This window comes from Pseudomonas sp. NBRC 111139 (assembly GCF_001753955.1).
GTDB classification, from domain to species: Bacteria; Pseudomonadota; Gammaproteobacteria; order Pseudomonadales; family Pseudomonadaceae; genus Aquipseudomonas; species Aquipseudomonas alloputida.
Map to the genome: position 1 here is coordinate 42,723 of NZ_BCBP01000016.1, position 13,908 is coordinate 56,630.

General features: G+C 63.0%; 15 protein-coding genes and 1 pseudogene. 10 read left to right on the top strand and 6 right to left on the bottom strand.

Features of this window, described 5'->3' with window-relative positions; all coding sequences use genetic code 11:
• The first annotated feature begins 164 nt into the window (after positions 1 to 164).
• The gene (locus BJQ17_RS02045; RefSeq protein ID WP_070095433.1) at positions 165 to 563 is read left to right on the top strand and encodes an NUDIX hydrolase; all 399 of its coding nucleotides are present in this window, start codon (positions 165 to 167) and stop codon (positions 561 to 563) included.
• A gap of 4 nt (positions 564 to 567) precedes the next feature.
• Here the strand turns inward: BJQ17_RS02045 and BJQ17_RS29580 are convergent.
• Positions 568 to 1,116 (bottom strand): annotated as a pseudogene (locus tag BJQ17_RS29580) (ATP-dependent Clp protease proteolytic subunit); the annotation flags it as partial.
• A 124-nt stretch (positions 1,117 to 1,240) separates the two neighbouring features.
• Here BJQ17_RS29580 and BJQ17_RS02050 point away from each other — a divergent pair.
• From BJQ17_RS02050 to BJQ17_RS02065, 4 genes are read left to right on the top strand one after another with little or no spacing between them, the layout of a single operon-like run.
• Positions 1,241 to 2,293: a DUF72 domain-containing protein gene (locus BJQ17_RS02050; RefSeq protein WP_004374486.1), complete on the top strand. Its 1,053-nt coding sequence runs from the start codon at positions 1,241 to 1,243 to the stop codon at positions 2,291 to 2,293.
• On the top strand, positions 2,290 to 3,063 hold the full coding sequence (locus tag BJQ17_RS02055; protein WP_004374485.1) for an endonuclease/exonuclease/phosphatase family protein: 774 nt from the start codon (positions 2,290 to 2,292) through the stop codon (positions 3,061 to 3,063). Before BJQ17_RS02050 ends, BJQ17_RS02055 begins: the two co-directional genes overlap by 4 nt.
• Positions 3,060 to 4,262, top strand: a complete 1,203-nt coding sequence (clsB, locus tag BJQ17_RS02060) for a cardiolipin synthase ClsB (RefSeq protein ID WP_070095434.1) — start codon at positions 3,060 to 3,062, stop codon at positions 4,260 to 4,262. Before BJQ17_RS02055 ends, clsB begins: the two co-directional genes overlap by 4 nt.
• Positions 4,262 to 5,215 (top strand): lysylphosphatidylglycerol synthase domain-containing protein, encoded by a 954-nt coding sequence (locus BJQ17_RS02065; RefSeq protein ID WP_070095435.1) that lies wholly within the window; start codon positions 4,262 to 4,264, stop codon positions 5,213 to 5,215. The genes clsB and BJQ17_RS02065 overlap by 1 nt, the downstream gene beginning before the upstream one ends.
• A 293-nt stretch (positions 5,216 to 5,508) precedes the next feature.
• On the opposite strand, the gene BJQ17_RS02070 is transcribed toward BJQ17_RS02065, so the two are convergent.
• Positions 5,509 to 5,733 (bottom strand): metallothionein, encoded by a 225-nt coding sequence (locus tag BJQ17_RS02070; RefSeq protein WP_004576227.1) that lies wholly within the window; start codon positions 5,731 to 5,733, stop codon positions 5,509 to 5,511.
• On the bottom strand, positions 5,730 to 6,194 hold the full coding sequence (locus BJQ17_RS02075) for a phosphotransferase system, HPr-related protein (RefSeq protein ID WP_070095436.1): 465 nt from the start codon (positions 6,192 to 6,194) through the stop codon (positions 5,730 to 5,732). Before BJQ17_RS02075 ends, BJQ17_RS02070 begins: the two co-directional genes overlap by 4 nt.
• A 127-nt stretch (positions 6,195 to 6,321) precedes the next feature.
• Here BJQ17_RS02075 and ligD point away from each other — a divergent pair, with 127 nt between their 5' ends.
• Genes ligD through BJQ17_RS02100 form a run of 5 tightly spaced genes read left to right on the top strand, consistent with a single transcriptional unit; the run spans position 6,322 to position 11,926 of the window.
• Complete coding sequence (gene ligD, locus BJQ17_RS02080; RefSeq protein ID WP_070095437.1) at positions 6,322 to 8,823, top strand: DNA ligase D; 2,502 nt, start codon at positions 6,322 to 6,324, stop codon at positions 8,821 to 8,823.
• Between the two features lie 40 nt (positions 8,824 to 8,863).
• Positions 8,864 to 9,907, top strand: coding sequence for an acyl-CoA dehydrogenase family protein (locus tag BJQ17_RS02085; protein WP_004374475.1), 1,044 nt, complete (start codon positions 8,864 to 8,866; stop codon positions 9,905 to 9,907).
• The gene (locus BJQ17_RS02090) at positions 9,904 to 10,659 is read left to right on the top strand and encodes a PIG-L deacetylase family protein (RefSeq protein ID WP_004374473.1); all 756 of its coding nucleotides are present in this window, start codon (positions 9,904 to 9,906) and stop codon (positions 10,657 to 10,659) included. Before BJQ17_RS02085 ends, BJQ17_RS02090 begins: the two co-directional genes overlap by 4 nt.
• Positions 10,660 to 10,670: 11 nt before the next feature.
• Positions 10,671 to 11,270 (top strand): bifunctional 2-polyprenyl-6-hydroxyphenol methylase/3-demethylubiquinol 3-O-methyltransferase UbiG, encoded by a 600-nt coding sequence (locus BJQ17_RS02095; RefSeq protein WP_070095438.1) that lies wholly within the window; start codon positions 10,671 to 10,673, stop codon positions 11,268 to 11,270.
• Positions 11,267 to 11,926, top strand: coding sequence for a glycosyltransferase family 2 protein (locus tag BJQ17_RS02100; RefSeq protein ID WP_004374469.1), 660 nt, complete (start codon positions 11,267 to 11,269; stop codon positions 11,924 to 11,926). Before BJQ17_RS02095 ends, BJQ17_RS02100 begins: the two co-directional genes overlap by 4 nt.
• A 21-nt stretch (positions 11,927 to 11,947) precedes the next feature.
• Here BJQ17_RS02100 and BJQ17_RS02105 read toward each other — a convergent pair whose 3' ends face one another.
• The 3 genes from BJQ17_RS02105 to BJQ17_RS02115 form a co-directional block, all read right to left on the bottom strand.
• Positions 11,948 to 12,769, bottom strand: coding sequence for a Ku protein (locus BJQ17_RS02105; RefSeq protein WP_054888308.1), 822 nt, complete (start codon positions 12,767 to 12,769; stop codon positions 11,948 to 11,950).
• Positions 12,770 to 12,854: 85 nt separating this feature from the next.
• Positions 12,855 to 13,442 (bottom strand): nucleosidase, encoded by a 588-nt coding sequence (locus BJQ17_RS02110; protein ID WP_070095439.1) that lies wholly within the window; start codon positions 13,440 to 13,442, stop codon positions 12,855 to 12,857.
• A 250-nt stretch (positions 13,443 to 13,692) separates the two neighbouring features.
• Positions 13,693 to 13,890: a hypothetical protein gene (locus BJQ17_RS02115; RefSeq protein ID WP_014756700.1), complete on the bottom strand. Its 198-nt coding sequence runs from the start codon at positions 13,888 to 13,890 to the stop codon at positions 13,693 to 13,695.
• Positions 13,891 to 13,908 lie beyond the last annotated feature (18 nt).

The window sequence follows — 13,908 nt, forward strand, 5'->3', positions numbered from 1 at the left end:
TGTCGCTGTGCTCAATGGTTTTACGATCAGCTGACCGGTGGCACGAAAAACACGCAGGCAAGCTGTTTGCGTGCTGGAAGTGACCGTTCGTCAGCTTCAACGCAACGTTTATTGCCAGCCAGGGCCGAAACTTCATGCAATAAAGGAATCGCCCAGGAGCCGGAATGAAACCAGTCAAGCATCGCGCCACCATCATTTGCCGGCATGGCAAGCAGCGCCATAAGTGGTTGTGGGTGAGAAAGCCCAAGGCGCCCTGGACCCTTCCAGGCGGCAAGATCGAGCCCGGCGAGACGCCAATGCAGGCCGCCGAGCGGGAGTTGCTGGAAGAGACTGGGCTACAGGCTGAATCGCTGGTTTTGTTGATGCGCCATGAAACGCCAGAGCGTGTGCATTACGTGTTCGCAGCGGAGTTTGCCGACGCACCGCAGCCCAAGGCCCGGCACGAAATTGCCGACTGCCGCTTTGCCCACCTGGATCAGGTGGCTGTGGTGAAGGGCGAGATCAAGGCCCTGATCCGCTCCTTGCTGGCTTGTGACGCGGGCACGGCGGCGTCCGTTCGGTAAGCTCGGCATGCACACTCCACTGAACGGCGTCTGACGCGATCGGCATCTCGTCGATGGCATGGATCATTCCGTTTTCCAGCGCCTCCCGCGGCGCCAGTATCCTTGGATAGGCCATTAGATAGCGCGGTACATCCAGGACCTCGGCCGCGCCTTTGGTGCGCTCGGCCACGATCTGCGCATACAGGCGCAGGTCGTAATCCAGGCTCATCGCATACTCGGACATCCGCGAATGGTCCACCGAACCATGCAAGGTCCAATGAAACGGGTGGAAAAGAAACTTGCTGAAACTGCAAGCCGTGCGTCGCGCTCCGGCAAGGAAGAGGATATTGCCCATGGATTCCACCGTACCCAGGTTGTGGGTATGCACCTCTACGGGTAACCCCCGCAGAAAGTTGTACAGGGTAAAGCCATAGCTGCATTCGCCGCCCATGGTGGCGATGTTCAGTTGCAGAAGCTCGGCACCCTGTTGCAATGCCCGTGAGCAGGTCGTGATCAGGTTGCCGCAGGTAGACGAATTGATCGGCCCGGTGAAGTGGATGATATGTCTGGCCATGCTTGCCTCCGCGGGTGGCAGGTCATTGCTTGTGCTTTTGCACATCGTCGCCCAGCCCGGCCATCTGGCAACGGGAGAAACGCTCCAATGTCATCCTGGCACCCTTCCATGAAACGGGTATGCGGTGGAGACGCCAGCTGCCGCAAAGTTCAACTCGGCGTCAGCATTTCCGTTGGTCAAGCGTTGTGAACCCTCGCCGGCCTTTGCCGGTCGCACTTTCAGAGCGACCGAACAAGGAACCGGCAGTGAGGACGGCAGCGTGAGCGATATTCGCATCGGTATCTCCGGGTGGCGCTATGGCCCCTGGCGCAAGGACTTCTACCCCAAAGGCCTGAGACAGGACGATGAACTGGCATTCGCTTCACGGGCGGTGAACAGCATCGAGATCAATGGCTCGTTCTACAGCCTGCAAACGCCCGAGCGCTATCTGGGCTGGCGTGAAGAAACGCCGGACGGCTTCGTGTTCGCGGTCAAGGGGCCGCGTTATATCACCCATGTGCGGCGGCTGAAGGACATCGAAGAGCCAGTGGCCAATTTTTTCGCCTCCGGGCCGCTGCTGTTGGGCGAAAAGCTCGGGCCGTTCCTGTGGCAGTTCCCTCCCAACATGAAGTTCGATGAAGACCGTTTTGCCCGATTTCTGGCGCTGCTGCCACACACCCGCAAAGCGGCCCTTGAACGCGCCCAAGGCTGCGCCGAGCGCCTGAAGGGTAATGGCAGCCTTGCTATTAAGGGCAATGCTCGCTTGCGTCACGCCGTGGAAATCCGCCACGAGAGTTTCCTCTGCGAAGCCTTCATCAAGCTGTTACGCAAGCATCGCGTGGCGCTGGTAGTGGCCGACAGCGCCGGCAAATGGCCCTGTGTCGAAGATGTGACCGCCGACTTCGTCTACATGCGCCTGCACGGGGATGTGGAGCTTTACAGCAGCGGATATACCGCACGCGCGCTGCGGCGCTGGAAGCAGCGTATCCAACAATGGAGTGAAGGTAAGCAGGCGGACGATGCCCGCCTGATCGTGCCGGGGCCGCCGCCTCGGTGTGCGGCACGGGATGTGTACTGCTACTTCGACAATGACCAGAAGGTTCACGCGCCATACGACGCCAGGCGCTTGCTGGAAAAGCTGTCCTTGGACCATGAGCTGATGACCGAGCCAGGCGTGGTGCCGGAGGTGGCCTTGTGAACAAGCCCCTGCCCGCCCCACGCTGCATCATCGACAAGGTGACCGCTGTACGCCGGCTCAATGTGTTGACGCTGAACGTGCACAAAGGCTTCACCTTCTTCAACCGGCGCTTCATCTTGCCCGAGTTGCGCGAGGCCGTACGGGCCACCGGCGCCGACCTGGTGTTTTTGCAAGAGGTGCACGGCAGTCATCAGCAGCATGCCCTGCGCCACCCTGCCTGGCCCGAAACGCCGCAGTACGAGTTTCTGGCCGACAGCATGTGGCCGCAGTTCGCCTATGGCCGCAATGCGGTGTATCCCCATGGCGACCACGGCAACGCGCTGTTGTCGAAATTCCCCATCAGCCGCTTCAACAACCTGGATGTGTCGGTGCAGGGCAATGAACAGCGTGGCCTGCTGCATTGCCAGCTGGAGGTGCCGGGCCATGACGAGGTGCATGCGGTATGCGTACACCTGGGCCTGCGCGAAGCACACCGGCAGCGCCAGGTGAAGCTGATGCTGGACCTGCTGGCCAGCCTGCCGCCCAACGCGCCGGTCATCATCGCCGGCGACTTCAACGACTGGCGGCTGAAGGCAGACGCGGTGCTCAGCGAACACCTGACAGAAGCCTTCGGCACCCCGGCGCGCAGTTTTCCCGCGCGCCTGCCGTTGTTGCGCCTGGACCGCATCTACTTGCGAAACGCGATGCCGGGGGCTGCCCAGGTGCTGTCCAAATACCCGTGGTCGCATTTGTCCGACCACGTACCACTGGCTGCGGAGATCAACCTGTGAACCGACCCTGGGTAGATGGCAACAGTGTGCAGTTGCTGATCAATGGCGAGCAGTACTACCCCCGCGTGTTCGAGGCCATGGCCCAGGCGCGGGAAGAAATATTGCTGGAAACCTTCATCATCTTCGACGACAAAGTGGGCAAGCAATTGCAGCAGGTGTTGATCGAGGCTGCCCGGCGCGGAGTACGCGTGGAAGTGGCCGCGGATGGCTACGGCACAGCCGAGCTGCCGGCTGAGTTCATTTCAGCGATGACCGACGCGGGTGTAAGCTTTCACGCGTTCGATCCACAGCCCCTGTTGTTGGGCATGCGCACCAACCTGTTTCGCCGTTTGCACCGCAAGATCGTGGTGGTCGATGGTGAGCGGGCCTTCATCGGCGGTATCAACTACAGCGCCGACCATTTAGGCGACTTTGGTGCCATGGCCAAGCAGGACTATGCCGTGGAGGTCACTGGGCCGGTCGTGGCGCAGGTCCATGCAGCCAGTAAGCGCCTGATGTCTCCCGTGCTGCAGCCACCCAGTGCAATACGCCCAGTTACCGAGCCCGCCGGAAGCAGCAGTGCGGTGTTGATCGAGCGTGACAACGGCATGCGCAGCACCGATATCGAGGCACACTACCTTCAGGCGTTTCGTAAAGCCCGGCAACGCATTGTGGTCGCCAATGCGTATTTCTTTCCAGGCTACCGGCTGATGCGTGAGCTGCGCAACGCGGCCCGGCGTGGCGTGGAGGTTCGGTTGATCTTGCAGGGCCAGCCCGACATGCGCTGGGTCCGTGCATTGTCGCGCCTGCTGTACAACTACCTGCTGCGCGACGGCGTGAAGATTCATGAGTATTGCCAGCGGCCGTTGCACGGCAAGGTGGCACTGGTGGACGACCAATGGGCCACCGTTGGCTCCAGCAACCTCGACCCCCTGAGCCTGTCGTTCAACCTGGAGGCCAACCTGTTCATTCGTGATCGGGCCTTCAACCAGCAACTGCACCAGCATTTGCACGCACTGGCCAGCGAGCAATGCAAACCGGTGACCTTGGAGCGCATGATTCGCGGCTACTGGTGGCGAGCACCGTTGATCTTCGTGTGCTTCCACGTGATCCGCCACTTCCCCCGCATTGCGGGTTGGTTCCCTGCGCACCGGCAGCGTTTACGCTCGGTGCAGCCGGAAGCCGAACCCCAGGGCAACTTGCACGAGGGCAACTCCTGATGGCGCGCAAAAGCTGGCAGACCTGGGGCAAACGCCTGTTCACGCTCGCGTTTCTGATCCTGATCCCTGTGCTGCTGTACCTGCTGGCGCGCAACCTGGACTGGAACGAAGTGCGCCAGTCTTTGCTGGCCTACAAACCTGGCACCCTTGCCATCGGCTTGGCGATCGCGTTGAGCAGCTACCTCGCGTTCGCCAGTTACGACCTGCTGGCCCGGGCTTACACGGGCCATACGCTACCTGTCCGGCAAGTCCTGCCAGTCGCGTTCGTGTGCTACGCCTTCAACCTCAACTTCACGACCTGGGTAGGCGGGGTTGCCTTGCGCTACCGACTCTATGGCCGACTGGGCCTGGATACCGCGACCATTACACGAATCCTCACCTTGGGGCTGTTGACCAACTGGATGGGCTATATGCTGCTGGCCGGCACCGTATTTGCCCTGGGCCTGGTCGAGATGCCCGGCAACTGGGCGGTGGGCACTACAGGCCTGCGCCTGATCGGCCTGCTGTTGCTGGCGATTGCGGGCGGCTACCTGCTGGCCTGTGGTTTCGCCAAGAAGCGCACCTGGTGCTGGCGCGACCACGAAGTGACGCTGCCCTCGCTGCGTCTGGCGCTGTGCCAGGTGGCGCTGGGTGCCAGCAACTGGGCACTGATGGCGCTGCTGATCTTCTGGTTGCTGCCGGGCGAAGCGTTCTACCCATCGATTCTCGGCATCCTGCTGATCAGTTGCGTGGCCGGCGTGGTGGCGCATATCCCTGCGGGGCTGGGCGTGCTGGAAGCAGTGTTCCTGGCCCTGCTGCACGGGCAGATGGGCCAGGGCACGCTGGTGGCGGCCCTGCTCGGCTACCGCACGCTGTACTACCTGATTCCGCTGCTGTTGGCGGTGGTGACCTACCTGATCCTGGAAAAGCGCGCCAAAGCCATGCGCCGGCGCGACAAGCCTGCTCAGACCTGAAGGGGCCGTGTGCGCTGGAGCTGGCTGCGTGGCACCGGCTTTGCCGGTGTTCGCGGGTGAACCCGCTCCTACGGGGGGGCGCGCCAAGAAACCAACCCCGCGCGAGCCATGCGCCGTAAATGTAGGAGCGGGTTTACCCGCGAAGCAGGCAGCACGTTGCGTGGCACCGGCTTTGCCGGTGTTCGTGGGTGAACCCGCTCCTACGGGGGGGCGCGCCAAGAAACCAACCCCGCGCAACACCCGAGGCCCAAAGGACTGGGCGATCGGGTGAAAGGGCTGCCCGCCTACTGGCTTCAGGGTGAAATCGGATCACTCGCTGGAAAGGTTTCATCCAGCGCATTGTCCACCGCGCTCTCGCCCGGCTTCTCACCACAATGGCAGTCCTGCATCCGGCATGGCTCACCCTTGCGGTGGCCGCTGGCGCAGGCCTCGCAGCAATAGGCCTTGCCGTCGCGCTGCAAGGCATTGGCATCCACCGTGCATGAGCAGTGCGTACACGCGCAGCGTTGGTCGTTCATGGCTTGCTCTCCTCGTCGTCAATCACATCATCGGTCCAGGGCACACCATCCAGCGGCGCGGATCTGGCCAGTTCGGCCTCGTCCAGGCCAATGCCGCCACCGATCTCATCGGCATCCACCTGGCGCAGGCGCTGGTCTGCCGGGCCGTCACTGCCGCCCGGTTCGTGGGGGTCGCGAGCACCGGTTTCGTCCAGCAGGGTGTCCGGGCTCAAATCGTCGTAGGTGACATTGTCCTCATGCAGGCTGTCACTCAGCGCCTCGCCGCCGGTCATGCCACTGTGTGCCACGCGCTGGGGTGGGAACTCACGGGCGACCTCGGCGGCGGGTCGTTCGTCGCCCACACGCCCTTCGCGTTCGTCCAGGCGTTCATCGAAATCCAGTTCATGCACGCTGCCCATGCGGTCCTCAGTGTCATCGATTTCGGTGGGGGTGTATGGCTTAGGTGCATCGGGTCGGGTCATGTGCGTTCTCCATCAGGTGGCTTCATTCGGTCGACTGCACCCGCTCACGGAAGATTCAGAGTTTTTTGAACTACCGCCTCGGCCGGCACCTCCCACCTTAGAGACTGTGATCTGCCCGGAGCCCGCCATGGCCAAGCCCCTGCAGGAATATGCGCGCAAGCGCGACTTCAACGCCACGCCCGAGCCCAGCGGCAAACGCAAACGTGGCAAGCGGGCCCATGCGCTGCAGTTCTGCATCCAGAAGCACGATGCCAGTCACCTGCACTACGACTTCCGCCTCGAGCTCGACGGCACCCTGAAAAGCTGGGCGATCCCCAAAGGCCCATCGCTGGACCCCAAAGTGCGCCGCCTGGCAGTGCATGTGGAGGACCATCCGTTGGACTACGCCGATTTCGAGGGGCGTATCCCTGAAGGCCACTATGGTGCAGGCGATGTGATCGTCTGGGACCGCGGTGTCTGGGAGCCTGAAGGCGATGCGCATGAAGCCTACGCCAAAGGCAAGCTGCGTTTCCGCCTGCAAGGCGAGAAGCTAGGCGGCGTGTGGAACCTGTTCCGCACCCACCTGGCCGGCAAAAAAGAGCAATGGATGCTGGTCAAGTCGCACGACGCCCAGGCGCGCAGCGAGTCCGAGTACAGCATTGTCGAGGCCCTGCCCGACAGCGTGCTCAGCGAGCGCACGCTGGTGCCACGCAAACCCGCTGCACCCAAAGCCGCAACACCGCGCAGCAGCCGTAAACGCCCCGGCAACGTTCAAACGGCACCCTTGCCAGCACAGCTACAGCCACAGCTGGCAACGCTGGTGGACGCTCCCCCCAGCGGTGACTGGCGCTACGAAGTCAAGTTCGATGGCTACCGTATCCTGGCCCGCATCGAGGGCCAGGACATCCGCCTGTTCACCCGCAACGGCCATGACTGGAGCAGCAAGATGCCCCGTCAGGTTGCCGCCTTGCGCGCGCTCGGTATCGACACGGCCTGGCTCGATGGCGAAATGGTGGTGGCTGATGAGAATGGCATGGCTGACTTCCAGGCGTTGCAGAATGCCTTCGATACCGAGCACGACGAATACATCACCTATTACCTGTTCGACCTGCCATTTCTGGGCGGTCAGGACCTGCGACAGCTACCGCTGCAGCACCGCCGCGAGACATTGCGCCAACTGCTTGAGCACAACCATTCCGACGTCATCAAGTATTCCGCCGATTTCGACCAACCTGTCGACTCACTGCTCGACAGTGCCTGCCGGCTGAAGCTGGAAGGCCTGATCGGCAAGCGAGCTGACAGTGTCTACAGCGGCCGCCGTAGCCCGGACTGGATCAAGCTCAAGTGCAAGCAACGCCAGGAATTCGTGATTGTCGGCTACACCGACCCCAAAGGCAGCCGCAGCGGCTTCGGTGCCCTGCTGCTGGCCCTGCACGACAACGACAGTAGGGAGCTGCGCTATGCCGGGAAGGTCGGTACCGGCTTCAATACCACGACACTGGCCAGCATCCATGCCCGGCTCAAGCCCCTGGAAATCGCCAGCCCTGCCCTGCCCTCGCCGCCCGCCGGAGCCGAAGCGCGTGGTGTGCACTGGCTGCGGCCGCAGTTGTTGGCTGAAGTCGCCTTTGCCCAGATGACCCGTGACGGCATCGTGCGCCATTCGGTGTTCCACGGCCTGCGCGATGACAAGGCGGCAACCGCCATTGACCTGGAGCGCGCCATGCCCGCAAAAACTGTATCCAACCGCAACAAGCAGGCCAAGGCGTCTGAGAACCTGGGTGAACTGCGGCTGACCCACCCCGACCGGGTCATCGATCCCACCACGGGTGTGACCAAGCGCGAGGTCGCCGAGTATTACGCCGGCATCAGCCAGTGGATCCTGCCCCAGCTCAAGCACCGCCCGGTGGCATTGGTGCGCGCCCCGGACGGCTTGGGCGGAGAGCTGTTCTTCCAGAAAAACGCGGGCCAGCTGCATATACCCAACGTACTCAGCTACGAAAAGGCCGAGGCAGGCCAGGCGGCGATGGTCATCAATCGCCCGGACACGCTGCTGGGCGCGGTGCAGATGAACATGCTGGAACTGCACACCTGGAACGCCACGGACAAGAATTTCGACAAACCGGACCGTTTCGTGCTCGACCTGGACCCTGACCCTGCGCTGCCCTGGAAGGCGATGGTGGAGGCGACCCAACTGGCCCTCACCCTGCTGGACGAACTGGACCTGAAGGTGTTCCTGAAAACCAGTGGTGGCAAGGGTATTCACGTGGTTGTGCCCTTGACCCGGCGAGCCGGCTGGGACGAGGTCAAGGACTTCAGCCACGCCATCGTCAGTTACCTGGCCAAGCTGTTTCCGGAGCGCCTGAGCGCGGTGTCGGGGCCGAAAAACCGCGTGGGACGCATCTTCATCGACTACTTGCGCAATGGCAAGGGCGCTACCACGGCGTGCGCCTATTCACTGCGAGCCCGTGACGGGCTGCCAGTATCGGTACCTGTCTGGCGTGAGGAACTGGCGCACATCAAGGCCGCCAACCAATGGAACATCACAAACCTGCACGAGCGTCTGGCGGAGGTCGACGACCCTTGGGCCGACATGGGCAAGGTACGCCAGTCGATCACCGCGCGCATGCGCAAGCAGCTAGGGCTCGAATGATGATGCCCCTGCGATTGGACACGACCCGGGAGCCACGCCCATGAGCATCGTTCAGGACTTCAACCTGACCACCCTTGACCGCCTTTTACGCGCCTTTGGCGAACGCCAGCTACCGCTCAACCTCGATACCCAATTGCCGCAACTGATCCAGGCGCTGCAAGCTGATCACCTCGACCTGCTACCGTTGCCGGGGCAAGGCAACACCTTGCGTCGCTGGCAGACCTTGGCACGGGTGGCCGGCTGTGACCTGGCACTGGCCAAGCTCTACGAGGGCCATACCGATGCCTTGGCGATCCTGGCGGAATGCGGCGCAGCGCACCACGCCAACGACGGCATCTGGGGCGTATGGGCGGCAGAGCCGCCCGATGCGCGGGTCCACATCACTGCGCGTGAAGGCGACCAGGTGCACCTGAGTGGCACCAAGGCCTGGTGTTCCGGTGCCTTGCAGATCGATCGAGCGCTGATTACTGCCTGGGATGAGGCCGAGCAGCCGCAATTGGTGGCAATCGAGCTGTCACAGCCGAGCCAGGGCCTGAACATCGAGCACTGGCAGGCCGTTGGCATGGCCACTACCGCCAGTGTCGAGGTGGCGTTCAACGATACCCCAGGCACGCTCATCGGCGCGCCGGGCCAATACCTCTCGCGCCCTGGCTTCTGGCAAGGCGGTGCAGGTATCGCTGCCTGCTGGTACGGCGCGGCCGAGGCGCTGGCGGATTACCTGCGTGAACATTGCCGCAAACCCCGCCCAGACCCGCATGCCGATGCGCATCTGGGGGCTGTGGACGCTGCGTTGCATGGCGCCCGTGCATCACTGCGTGAATGTGCTGCCTGGATCGATCAACAGCCCGGCGTGGATGCCAGTTTCGAAGTTCGCCGCACCCGCGCCCAGGTAGAACAGGCCGTAGAGCAGGTTATCAGCCACGTCGGTCGTGCCTTGGGGGCCACGCCGTTCTGTCGCAGCAGTCATTTTGCCCGGCTGAGCGCCGACCTGCCGGTGTTCCTTCGCCAGAGCCATGCCGAGCGCGATCTGGCGATGCTGGGCCAGCAGTTGGCCCACTTGCCAGCGGGGGTATGGCAGCTATGAACCAGAACCTGATCCAGTCCGCCGGTGGCACGCCCTGGACAGCCTGGCAGCATAGCGCGCACCTGGCGCGTGCAACCTGGCTCGATTCACGCCAACTGTGCCCGCCGGGGCGCCGGCTGGTATTGATTGCGCCGCACCCGGATGACGAAATTCTCATGGCTGGCGGCCTGCTGGCAGGCTTCAAAGGGCGCGAGGACGAGCTGGTGCTGATCTCCGCCACCGACGGCGAAGGCAGCCACCCCGGCTCCAGCCACTGGACCGAACATCGCTTGCGCCGCCAGCGCCCCCAGGAAAGCCGACAGGCCCTGCAACAGCTCGACCTTGACCTTGAGCGCCTGGACTGGCGCAGGCTCCATCTGAAGGACGGCCAGCTGCCGCGCGAAGAAGCGTTTCTGGCCAGTCACCTCACGCAGTTACTTCGCCCCAATGACCTGCTGATGGCCACCTGGCGCAGTGATGGCCATTGCGATCACGAGGTCGTCGGCCGCGCCGCTGCGCAGGCGGCTGCAGCCCGTGGGGTGCAATTGGCTGAGGTACCGGTCTGGGCCTGGCACTGGGCTGAGCCTGACGACCCGCGCCTGCCATGGCCCCGTGCGCACCGCGTGCAGCTCGATGAAAGCCGTCTGGCACGCAAGCGCAAGGCCTTGGCCGCCCACGTCAGCCAGCTGCAGCCGGACGGCGAGCAGCCGCCGGTGCTACCGCCGCACCTGCTGGATTGCCTTCTGCAACCTTTCGAACTGGTGTTCCTTTGAGTGGAGCTGTCATGAGCCTCGATCCACAGTATTTTGCCGAGCTATACGCCACCCATGAAGACCCTTGGGCCTTTCGCACCCGCTGGTACGAGAGGCGCAAACGCGAGCTGGTGATGGCCAGCCTGCCACGCCAGTGCTATCAGCGCGTGTTCGAGCCAGCTTGCGCAAATGGCGAGCTCAGCGCGCTGCTGGCCGAGCGTTGCGCCGAACTGCTGTGCCAGGACCTTGACCCGACGGCCGTAGGCCTGGCCCATGAACGCCTGGCTCACGTGCACAATGCCTCGGTCGAACGGGCCCGGTTACCGGGGGACTGGCCGGGCGGCCGCTTTGACCTGATCGTGCTCAGCGAGGTGGGTTACTACCTTGATCCCACCGACTGGCTGCAGGTGATCGAACAATCGGTGGCCAGCCTTACCTACGACGGCGCGTTACTGGCCTGCCACTGGAAGCACCCTATCGCGGGTTGCCCGCAGGACGGTCGCGACGTGCACCGCCTGTTGACCCGGCATTTGCCGTTGCATCAGCAGTTCCGACATGAGGAGGCGGACTTTTTGCTGGAGTACTGGTCATGCCAGCCAAGCGTTGTCGATCTCGACGAGACGTGCCCATGATTGCCGTTGTCATCCCTGCACATAATGAAGCCCGCCGCCTTGGGCGGTGCCTGCGGGCAGTGCTGATCGCTGCCCAGCAGGCGCAGTATGCGGGAATGCACGTGGACGTGCTGGTGGTACTGGACCGCTGCAGTGACGGCAGCGCCGCCGTGGCGCGGCGTTTCGGCGTACACCTACTGGAGGTGGATGCCGGTAATGTCGGCATGGCACGTCGCGTGGGCGCGGCGCACATGGTCGAGCGGGGCGCCACGTGGTTGGCGTGCACCGATGCGGACAGCCGGGTCCCGGCGCACTGGCTGCTGTCGCAGCTGGCCTGCAGCGCCGAGGTGGTTTGCGGCACCGTGCATGTCGAGTACTGGCAACCCTGGCAGACAGCCGCGCTGCGCAAGCTGTACCAGAGCCGCTACCAGGCGTGTGAAGGGCATCGGCATGTGCACGGCGCAAACCTGGGGGTATGTGCCGATGCCTATGAGCGTGTGGGTGGCTTTCAGCCCCTCGCGGCGCATGAAGATGTGCAACTGGTCAGCGACCTGCAGGCCAGCGGCGCCCAGATCGTCTGGACCGCCAGGCATAGTGTGGCCACCAGCAGTCGACGTGACAGCCGCGCCCGCGAGGGGTTTGGTGATTACCTGGCGGGGTTGCAGGCGCAGTCTTGAACTTAACGGCCTTGGCCATGTTCATGAGGCCTTTCGCGTCTTCTTCACCGGTTTCTTGCCACCCAGGCTGCGCTTGAGCAGTTCGGTCAGGTCGAGGATGTCCGCACCTTTCTCGGCCCCCCCTGCGTCGCCCTTCTCCACCGCCTCGATCTTGCCCTTGCTGGCCTTTTCTTCCACCAGGTCCATGATGGTCTGGCGGAAGGCGTCATGATAATCCCCGGGCTTCCAGGGCCCGCTCATGTCCTCTACCAGGCGCTTGGCCATCTCCAGCTCACGCTTCTCCACCTTGCTGTCGGTCACGCTGGCATCCAGCTCCAGCGTTTCCAGCCCGCGCACCTCTTCGGGCCAGCGCAAGGTGATCATCACCAGCGCCTGGTTCAGCGGCCGCAGCAGCGCCAAGTGCTGCCGGGTATGCAATACCACGGTGGCCAGGGCCACCTTGCCGGTCTTTTCCAGCGTCTCGCGCAGCAAGGCGTACACCTTGCCGCCACGGCGGTCCGGGGTCAGGTAGTACGGCGTATCGAAATGCTGCAGCGGAATATCGCCCGCTTCCACAAAGGAAAAGATGTCGATTGTCTGGGTCGCTTCCGGCCGGGCCTTGCGGATCTCCTCCTCACTGATCACCACATAGCGGCCCTTCTCGAACTCTACGCCCTTGACGATATTGTCCTTGTCGATTTCCTTGCCGGTCACCTTGTTCACCCGCTTGTAGCCGACCGGCTCCATGCTGCGTTTGTCCAGCCAGTCGAAGTCCACACGCTCGGTGCGCACGGCGGTGTTAAGTGCCACAGGGATGTGCACAAGGCCAAAACTGATGGCGCCTTTCCAGATTGCCCGAGCCATGAGGGTGCTCCCAGGGTTGCCTGCTGATACCAGAAGTGACTGCGCCGAGCGACAAAGGTTTAGCTGGCCTGCCCTGCGGCGACCGTCACGCCTGGCTGAACAGCACCCGCTTGAACGCTTCGGCCGCCAGGTGCACTTGCACCGCCCAATCCCCCGCGGCTTCGCTGCCGGCATCATCGGAAATGTATTTCAGGCACACGAACGGAATACCTTCGTCACGCGCGATCAATGCCAGCACATAGGCTTCCATGTCGACCACGTCGTAAGGCGCGTCGCCATGGTTGATCTCGAAGCTGTCACCGCTGCCACAGGTTTCCAAAGCCAGGCCGGGTATTGCCGCCCCGTGTTCGAGTACCACCGGGGTGTCGGACAAGGGTGTTTCATAACGGGCAAAGCCCAGCGCGGTCACATCCATGTCGCGTTGTACGAAGCGGTTACAGCACACGACTTCGCCCTTGCCATGACGCTGGCTGCCAGCCGAGCCCAGGTTGACGATAAGTTTGGGCCTGCGCGTTGCGATCGCCTTGGTCAGGGCGATTGCGGCATTGACCTTGCCAATGCCGGTGAACACGGTGTTCACCTCGGTAAAGACATCGCCAGCCTCGGCCTCAAGCGCAAAGACGAACAGCGTGTCATTCAGGGAAATGTCGGGGAATTGCTTGATCAGCATCATGGAGCAGGTGTTTCCGAGTGGCTGCAAAGGGCGCGGCCATTGTCGGTCAACACAGCCTAAATGCAAGTCCTGCCTACACCGTCACCTTTGGTAAGCGGGTGCTGCCCTCGATCGTCGTTCACCAACGGCTATTTGCCGGCGGCGGCCCACTGCGGATCCGGCCCTGAGCCTGCAATGCGGCACCGAATGCGGGCTACGCAGCGCTTGCAGCATTGCGGTTCATCACCGTCATGCCGTGCTCCTTGTCTACTTACTGGCTCGGCTTCTGCCCCGGCATCGGCTCGGGGTCGGGCGCAGGCTGCGGTGCAGGCTTGGAATCCGGTTGCTGCATCTGCAGCGAAGGCTTGCTGGGGTCGGAATCTTTACCAGGGTGGTCATTGTCGCGGTCGAAACAGCCGCCGACCAAGCTCAGCGCCGCCATCAGGATGATCAGTGGAGTCAGTCGCATGGAGTACCCCCTTGGATA

Coding starts and splice junctions, on each gene's coding strand:
- BJQ17_RS02045 (WP_070095433.1), top strand. CDS start 165: ATGAAACCAGTCAAGCATCGCGCCACCATCATTTGCCGGCATGGCAAG.
- BJQ17_RS02065 (WP_070095435.1), top strand. CDS start 4,262: ATGGCGCGCAAAAGCTGGCAGACCTGGGGCAAACGCCTGTTCACGCTC.
- BJQ17_RS02070 (WP_004576227.1), bottom strand. CDS start 5,733: ATGAACGACCAACGCTGCGCGTGTACGCACTGCTCATGCACGGTGGAT.
- BJQ17_RS02075 (WP_070095436.1), bottom strand. CDS start 6,194: ATGACCCGACCCGATGCACCTAAGCCATACACCCCCACCGAAATCGAT.
- ligD (WP_070095437.1), top strand. CDS start 6,322: ATGGCCAAGCCCCTGCAGGAATATGCGCGCAAGCGCGACTTCAACGCC.
- BJQ17_RS02085 (WP_004374475.1), top strand. CDS start 8,864: ATGAGCATCGTTCAGGACTTCAACCTGACCACCCTTGACCGCCTTTTA.
- BJQ17_RS02090 (WP_004374473.1), top strand. CDS start 9,904: ATGAACCAGAACCTGATCCAGTCCGCCGGTGGCACGCCCTGGACAGCC.
- BJQ17_RS02095 (WP_070095438.1), top strand. CDS start 10,671: ATGAGCCTCGATCCACAGTATTTTGCCGAGCTATACGCCACCCATGAA.
- BJQ17_RS02100 (WP_004374469.1), top strand. CDS start 11,267: ATGATTGCCGTTGTCATCCCTGCACATAATGAAGCCCGCCGCCTTGGG.
- BJQ17_RS02105 (WP_054888308.1), bottom strand. CDS start 12,769: ATGGCTCGGGCAATCTGGAAAGGCGCCATCAGTTTTGGCCTTGTGCAC.
- BJQ17_RS02110 (WP_070095439.1), bottom strand. CDS start 13,442: ATGATGCTGATCAAGCAATTCCCCGACATTTCCCTGAATGACACGCTG.
- BJQ17_RS02115 (WP_014756700.1), bottom strand. CDS start 13,890: ATGCGACTGACTCCACTGATCATCCTGATGGCGGCGCTGAGCTTGGTC.